Here is a 475-nt window from a genome sequence, read left to right on the forward strand (position 1 = left end):
CAGCACAGTAAGCAATAAGGAGAAATAACATGAGCTACCAGAAACTCAGCCGTGACCAGATTGCACAACGTGTGGCACAAGATATTCCCGATGGCGCCTATGTAAACCTAGGCATTGGCTTACCAACCAAGATCGCTAGTTACTTACCTGACGATAAAGATATTTTTCTTCACTCTGAAAATGGCCTATTGGCTTTTGGCCCACCGCCAGCTGCAGGTGAAGAAGATCCTGAACTGATTAATGCGGGTAAAGAGTTTGTGACCATACTTGAAGGCGGCAGCTTTTTCCACCATGGCGACTCATTTGCCATGATGCGTGGTGGTCACCTTGATATTGCAGTACTCGGTGCATTTCAGGTTGCTGCGAATGGTGACTTGGCCAACTGGCACACGGGGGCACCGGATGCGATTCCTGCTGTGGGTGGTGCGATGGATTTGGCGGTTGGTGCCAAGAAAGTATTTATCACCACAGATCA

The 475-nt window shown here is 48.8% G+C and carries 1 protein-coding gene; it reads left to right on the forward strand.

All coding sequences use genetic code 11. The annotated features are described in order from the left end of the window. Positions 1–29: 29 nt before the first annotated feature. Positions 30–475: CoA-transferase (locus tag J536_RS24745; protein WP_032064379.1), on the forward strand; the 446-nt coding region annotated here is incomplete at its 3' end.

Origin of the sequence: Acinetobacter sp. 809848 (assembly GCF_000581275.1) — a bacterium.
GTDB classification, from domain to species: Bacteria; Pseudomonadota; Gammaproteobacteria; order Pseudomonadales; family Moraxellaceae; genus Acinetobacter; species Acinetobacter pittii.